9 protein-coding genes are annotated in these 6691 nt (G+C 53.4%); 3 read left to right on the top strand and 6 right to left on the bottom strand.

Annotated elements, in window-relative coordinates; translation table 11 throughout:
* Positions 1 to 304: 304 nt before the first annotated feature.
* From BZL41_RS27840 to BZL41_RS06075, 4 genes are all read right to left on the bottom strand, one after another.
* Entirely contained in the window at positions 305 to 1204 is a 900-nt protein-coding gene (locus BZL41_RS27840; protein WP_143518030.1) for a hypothetical protein, read from the bottom strand.
* A 31-nt stretch (positions 1205 to 1235) separates the two neighbouring features.
* Positions 1236 to 1505, bottom strand: a complete 270-nt coding sequence (locus tag BZL41_RS27835; protein ID WP_143518029.1) for a hypothetical protein — start codon at positions 1503 to 1505, stop codon at positions 1236 to 1238.
* 349 nt (positions 1506 to 1854) lie between these two features.
* A complete protein-coding gene (locus BZL41_RS06080) occupies positions 1855 to 2262 on the bottom strand; it encodes an ATP-binding protein (RefSeq protein WP_095598456.1) in 408 nt (135 codons plus the stop codon).
* Between the two features lie 353 nt (positions 2263 to 2615).
* A complete protein-coding gene (locus BZL41_RS06075) occupies positions 2616 to 2825 on the bottom strand; it encodes a hypothetical protein (protein ID WP_084339533.1) in 210 nt (69 codons plus the stop codon).
* Positions 2826 to 2960: 135 nt separating this feature from the next.
* Here BZL41_RS06075 and BZL41_RS06070 point away from each other — a divergent pair, with 135 nt between their 5' ends.
* The 3 genes from BZL41_RS06070 to BZL41_RS06055 all read left to right on the top strand — a co-directional run bounded on the left by BZL41_RS06070 (position 2961) and on the right by BZL41_RS06055 (position 4199).
* Positions 2961 to 3212, top strand: a complete 252-nt coding sequence (locus BZL41_RS06070; RefSeq protein WP_371916491.1) for a hypothetical protein — start codon at positions 2961 to 2963, stop codon at positions 3210 to 3212.
* 174 nt (positions 3213 to 3386) lie between these two features.
* Positions 3387 to 3908 carry a hypothetical protein gene (locus BZL41_RS29360; protein ID WP_371916490.1) on the top strand — a complete coding sequence of 174 codons (522 nt, stop codon included), beginning with the start codon at positions 3387 to 3389 and terminating at the stop codon, positions 3906 to 3908.
* Positions 3909 to 3911: 3 nt separating this feature from the next.
* Positions 3912 to 4199 carry a DNA-binding protein gene (locus BZL41_RS06055; RefSeq protein WP_256578087.1) on the top strand — a complete coding sequence of 96 codons (288 nt, stop codon included), beginning with the start codon at positions 3912 to 3914 and terminating at the stop codon, positions 4197 to 4199.
* Between the two features lie 273 nt (positions 4200 to 4472).
* Here BZL41_RS06055 and BZL41_RS06050 read toward each other — a convergent pair whose 3' ends face one another.
* Positions 4473 to 5738, bottom strand: a complete 1266-nt coding sequence (locus BZL41_RS06050; RefSeq protein WP_095598454.1) for a type II toxin-antitoxin system HipA family toxin — start codon at positions 5736 to 5738, stop codon at positions 4473 to 4475.
* Positions 5735 to 6244, bottom strand: coding sequence for a helix-turn-helix transcriptional regulator (locus BZL41_RS06045; RefSeq protein WP_095598453.1), 510 nt, complete (start codon positions 6242 to 6244; stop codon positions 5735 to 5737). Before BZL41_RS06045 ends, BZL41_RS06050 begins: the two co-directional genes overlap by 4 nt.
* Positions 6245 to 6691 lie beyond the last annotated feature (447 nt).

Here is a 6691-nt window from a genome sequence, read left to right as displayed (position 1 = left end):
GCGCTTCGACTTCAAGTGTCCCATCGAAGTCATGAGTGAGGTGATGCAGAAAGCCATGGCTATGCAGCATGATGCTCCCGCTTCAATTCAATAACCCTGCTGCACTCAGCTCCTGCAACCGCCCCTTATTTTGTTTGGATTGGTGTTATATCCTAGGGGTAGTATGGGTTTTTTGGTTCTTGCTGCTCTTGGCGAAGCTTCAGCAGTATTGACTGGATTGTTCGCGTATATCGGAAAACTCCCGGATTAATGGGGTAGTGCCATTGATTTACCCCATTGATCCCACGCTGAAGCGTGGGATTGATCAAAAAATATCTGTGCGCCGTGCTAGGTCGGCATGAAGCAACCAAGACTCCTGGCCGGCATGCAAACTAGAAACGCTATTGTGCAGAGAAGATATTTTGGTTTTTAGTTCAAGCTGATTGAATGGATTGTCAGGTTTTCGACCATCCGCTATATCCGACTCAAGCTGCTTATACTCAGTTGTAAGCTTCTGAGCATGCATAAAAATATATGGCTTTATATTTGCAATCTCACTCACGGCTGCCGCGCCTGCATATTTATATGCATCTAATAACGAAATCCGTCCGTCGCCATCAATGTCTCTTGGAGCTGCAATCCATCGAAACAAGTAAAACATAAAGGAGTTTGCAACCCATCCTGAGAGCAACGCCCCTCCAATCCCAATGACAGGATTATTCAAGGTAATCTGAGTGCTAAGGCTTATGCTAAGGTTGGTCGCTCCCAACATCACAATAGGCGGCTTCTTTCTGGCATCAATGAAATTGAAAACTCCTGCAAAGCACTGAGTCAACACAATAACTACAAGTTTAAGCCCGGGCGCAGTACGCACTGCCGAGACCAAGTGATCGGGGGCTATTTTAACTGTCTGGCATCCAATGCCGTCAACATTACCGTGCCCTGTAACCACAACAAAAAGATTAGTAAATCCGTCTAGGTTCTGGAACTCTGCATTGAGACTTGCAATAGGCAGCGGATCTGGGCAGCCAAAGGCTGACGTATACATGGCAGCCTGTGGATCATCCGTGAAAAATTTAATTGCAGTACTATTCACGCCTCTCGCACGCAATACCCATGCGGCATGAATTACATCGTAGGTATGCCTAACCTCGTGCGAATCAGAAATAAATATCCAGCAGGTGTTATCAACCTTAATAGCACTGGCAGCTTCCTCAGTTCCCATCCCTAGAAACCTCTTCAATCTAATATAGAGCTTACGCAGCATTAATTCTAATGGAGTTATTTTTTACGCGAGAAAAAGTAACGGCTTCTTCTAACTCAAGGTCTGAGTATTCAGTTCCTGTTACCACTCGAACAACATTGCCATCTCTATCAAGCAGAAATGCAGTGGAGTCCTGGCTGATAACAACAGCATATTTACCAACATCTTGTCTCAAGGAAAAAAGTGCGTATACGCCATCTGAGACAAGCTCTTTAACATCATTTGAGAGCCTGGGAAGGCTTTCTGAAGCTATCGTTCTCATCTCATCTTCTCCTTGTGATATCAACTTCGCCTTCACTATATGGAACTCATTGAGTCCAAACAGTTTAGGTTAGGTAATTTTTATGATAAAAAATAATAAGTCTATCGCAAAAAAATATATGCCTCAAACAAACTGGTGAATACTACAACATATAAAGCATGCCTGCTAATAAGCGCAAATTTTGCGCTGCATAGTCAGAGATTAAAAGTTACAAACGACACTGCATAAAAATATGCAAGTTTCGGTCCAGCTTTCATTCGTCTAGGAAAATGCAGCATGGTTAAACCTCTCTTATCTAAAGACAGCTGCAAGTGCCGAAAAACGTCGCATACAGCAAAAAATAATCAGCTCATTGCAAGCCTGAGCAAACCTGAAACCTCGCAGAGCGTTGCGAGAAAATGATCGCCTCAACCACCCTCCGACCCATCCTTATCCTCACGCCCGCCAAGGCCCGAAGTCCTTTGATCGCCGCTTCCTTTGCCGCGTCTATCCGGCTCATGCGGATCAGGGCTACACAAAGCTTTGGAGCCAGGATGGCGGGTAATGACCTGGACTCGGGCGCCTCGACATAGACCGTTTGAATGCCGGCAGCCTCCGCATCGCGCTGCATTTGATTCAGCAGGACCGTTTTCCCGACACCACGAAGGCCAACCATGATGACGCTTCTGGCTGGTCGGCCAAGCCGAATGCGTTCGAGTGCAATGCGGACTATTTTGCGCAGTTCGACGTGGCTAGCACGTTCTGGTGGCTTGAACATCCATCCGCTCTCCCTTGCATTCTCTTAACCCCGCAACAAGCCGCCGCAAAGACGGCTTCCAGTCATAAACCCGCGTGCTTGTCCCCAACGCATCGGCCCGGTGCTGTCGGCGGCAGCGTTCCAGCGCTTCGAGGCTGGGGGCGGTGGCGCGCGTGTCGCGGAGGATGAAGCCGGCAGGCAGCACCCGTGTCCACTTATGGGAGACGGGAGCCCAGGGGGCTTGGGGGCGGTAGTGGGTGTGGACGGGGAGGCAGAGGATTCGGCCGTCCGGTGCCTGTTCCACCAGGCAGAACAGCTTGAGCCCGGCGCGGGTGGTGGGTGAGTGGGGGGATGGGCTTCCCTGTCGCATGCGTTCACTCCTGCTCCATGAGTTGGCGCGTCAGCAGCGCCACATTGACCATCAGGCGCCTGCCGACCTTGAGGCTGGGTATGTAGCCTCGCTCCAGCCAGCTTCGAACGACGATGGGTTCGTCGCCCATGCCGATCCATTCGGCGAAGGACTGCCAGGGCATGAGGGGTGGGCATCCGATGAGCTTTTGCGGGTCCAGGCCTTCCGTATCCATCTGCTTTAATCCACTATATTCTGCACTAGTCATATTTCACTGCATTTATTGCAGTGCAATATATCCAAACAATGCCTGATCCTCAGGATCACTGCAATAATTGCAGTGTAAATTATTTAGAACGAAATGGAATCGATGCAGGCAAGAGCCCGCCTTCTCATAGATAAGGCCGGTTTCGACGAGTTGATCAAAGGAAGCGATATCGGCTTGGTCCGCTGGCAAACCGTGCGCTACAAAAACATTCGGATGAGCACCGAGGAGCTCGAAGTGCTGGTTCGATTTTTCCCGCAGTACGCGTTCTGGCTGGCCAGTGGCAAGATTGCGCCGGAGGTTGGTCAGACCAGCCCGGAGTACGATGCGGCGGCAGACTTGTCGGGACAAGGCTGATCGTTTGTGAGGCGGGGATAACCTCTCCAGTTGGATATCCATTGGGCGATGCTCTCGGAGTCCTTCGGAAATATTTACTCTCCGGAAATTGTTTCCCATTTCCCTTGAAAGGGGAAGATATTCCTTGATGAAAATTTATCCATTATGACGACGTCCGCTGATAGAGCCCGCCTATTGATCAAGAAAATAGGTCCGAAAAAGGCCAGCAATTACGGTGGTGATTACGAACGCTGGAGGAGCGTCAGCAAGGGAGCGGTCCGGGTCAGCACTGAAGAAATCGATGTTCTGGTAAATATTTTCCCGAAATACGCACTCTGGCTCGCCAGTGGCAGGATTGCCCCGGAGATCGGGCAGACCAGCCCTGAATACGATGAGGCTCCGCGTGAACCATCCGAGCCAGTTGTCAGACAGCATGAAAGCACCGGCTCGACGCGAGACAGGGCTCTCCCGTTACTCCGAATGATGGGCCCCAAGAAACTCAGTCAGCTCGGGGAGCCGAATTACGAGCGCTGGAGAAACATCAGCAAGGGCGCCATCCGGATGAGTACCGAAGAGCTTGGTGTGCTGGTCAAGGTTTTTCCCCAGTATGCTCTTTGGCTGGTTAGCGGCCAGATTGTCCCGGAGATCATGCAGCTCCGTCCTGAATACAACGAGGCTCATCTTGAGCCATCTGAGCATGATGGTGGCCGGGGTTGAGTCATGGATGAGATTCTGGATAGGGCAATACAATTGCTCCGAATGATGGGGCCAAAGAAGCTCAGCCAGCTTGGCGAAACGAGCCATGAGCGCTGGAAAACCATCAGTAAGCGCGCAGTCAGAATGAATACCGAAGAAATCGATGTGCTGGTGAAGATTTACCCGCAATACGCACTCTGGCTCGCCAGCGGCCAGATCGCTCCGGAATTCGGGCAGACGAGCCCCGAATACGACGAAGCGCATTCGGGCGTATCGACGACGAGCAAGGCTCCGGGACAATCACCGAGCTGAGGTTCGCCCGGACCGGTACGGGCGGATTGATCCGCCCGCGGTGCTTCGACGGGCGAATGAATTCCCCCCTACACCCGGCCATTTCTGTGGGAGCGAATTCATTCGCGATTGACGCGGCAGCATCGCCCCCCATCGCGAATGAATTCGCTCCTACAGAAGCGGTGTTCGTCTCGGGTATGTGGCTGCTGGCTGGGTAGCTGGGAGCAGTCCCAACCATCTTGGCCACATCTGGTTAAGTTATGGGCTCGTGGGCAGAGCCTTGGTTCGCCCTCTCTAGCTCTCCGAAATTGCAAAAGCTGGTGTCATGTAATCCTGCTCACGCGAACCAAGGCCAATGGCTTTTGCAAGGGTTCTCCACTGGCTAACCACGCTTTTGCAGTCCGCAATGATTTCGTCTGCCTTTGTCAGGCGCAAACGAAAGAATTCCGCCACTTCCCTGGCGAGTTCCAGGTCAAGAGCGTTGTCTGCGTCGGTGATATTGAGCTTCAGACCATCGCCGGTAGGCACGGGGTTGATGTCATAGGCTTCGGACAGGCGCCAGCCATTACCCGGATTGAGGATGAATCCGTGATTTCGCAGATGGTCATCCGTGTTGGACACAAGGATGTTGAACACGATGCGCGTCCAAAGCTCCGTAAGGTCGCGGTTTGGCTCAGATCCGAAGCGCATGAGTATCTCCGCCAGCTCAAGGTAGCTGACGCCTGTACTTGCGTCTTCACCATCAACATGGCCTGTCAGGGTCATGGCTGAGGCAAAGTGCAACCGGCCACCGCGTTCGGTTCTGTCGAAGCGTTTAACCCTGAAACAGTGGTAGGGGCTTGCATAGCGCTGAGCTGCACCCTGAGCGACATTTATGCCGCAGCCTTTCGCAAGCGCATTGACCACCATCTCCCAACCACCAACGTCGTACTCGTCGCGAGCGCTCGGGAACTTGGCAATCCACAAATGGCCAGCATCGTCGGCTACGCTGGCCTTGGGGCGGGCGCCGCCAAGGGAGCCACCTGGTGCGATCAGCATGCGCAACCAATCACGACCATCAAGCGAGGTATTGTCAGGGTCGTGCTCGAGGGCCAGGCTTGCGCGTTCGAGATCGGCGATTGCGACGAGTGGCGGGGCGGCGACATTGTCCTGATCGTCGAGGAAAGCCCCTTCGTCAGTGAGTCGATAGCGCAGTGCGCCTACCCGGTACTGATCGTGAACACCGAGTAGATAGTCAGACTCCCGCAGTATCGTGCCTTTGGGGGCAAGGCCATCCCGGATATCGCGTTCCAGTCGGCGCTTCATCAGGAGTCGTCCCCAGCGATCAGGGCAGGAGTCCGCGAAAACACCAAACATGTTTCGGCCATCGGCCGGGTATTGAGAGCCCTCGAACGGATAGATACTCGGGTCGATCTGTACCTGGCTCAGAAGAGGATTCGTAAGGGCCTTGGGGTCGTATTCGAACTTCTCTGCAGCGCCTTTTCTCCGCGCGTGAAGCCAGCCCAATCGCTGCGGGCCGTCTAATCCCTCCCAGTCTGCGCATACCTCGATACATGTCATTTCTTACCTCTGCGCGGGGAGACGATAAGGCCGGCAAGTGCATCCGTGCTGAGCGAGCCACTTGTGTCGAGACGCTCGTTCTGTCCCGGCTGGACGGTACGGGGTGTAGGGGCTTCCTGAATCCTTTGGGCTTTCGGTGGCTCTGCGAGCTTCGGGTTTTCGATTGTCCTGGCTGTGTTTTTGGCGCGCCCGGCGCGAGTCGGTTTTGGGTTCTTTTTCGGTAGAAGTTTGGCGTCCTGAAGGTGCCGGCCGAGTTCGTCTGAGGCAGCCAGTTTGCTCAGGTCCTTCTCCATCCCCAGTACTTGCATGACGGCCAGGTAGGCGCCAATCGTGCTGCCCGAGGACCCGTTTTCGAGGGCGCGAAGCGTCATCAGAGACATACCAGCCCTTTCTGCCGCCTGTTTGGCGGTGATATTTCGCCGTAGGCGGGCAAGCTTGAGGCGCTCGCCAAGCTCGGCCAAAAGGCGTTCTGTAGAGGGAAGAAGGGGAGCCACTTTTTTCGCCATGACGTTATTCCTTCACTTTATGGTGCTAAGTGAAAGAATAATAGCACTTGTGACTGCTCGATACGCATGTGTGCCATTATTCCGGCTAATTGAGGCCGTTACGACTAATTTAATGGCAGCTCTCTCATGCTCATGCCTTGTGCCCCCGGCTTTTCCGACGAAGCGCATCCGGGCGTATCGACGACGGGCAAGGCTCTGGGGCAATCACCGAGCTGAGGTTCGCCCGGACCGGTAGGGGCGGATTTATCCGCCCGCGGTGCTTCGACGGGCGAATGAATTCACCCCTACACCCGGCCATTTCTGTGGGAGCGAATTCATTCGCGATTGACGCGGCAGCATCGTCATCCCGCGAATTCATTGGCTATGTCTGCGTTAGCTGTTGCAAGGGATAGAAGCCGAGCGATTCCTTCATGCAAATCAATGGGTTGAGCTCGTTTCCATAGCGTT

This window comes from Pseudomonas sp. PIC25, from assembly GCF_002286785.1.
Lineage (GTDB): Bacteria > Pseudomonadota > Gammaproteobacteria > Pseudomonadales > Pseudomonadaceae > Pseudomonas_M.
This window is presented reverse-complemented; position numbering and strand designations above follow the sequence as displayed.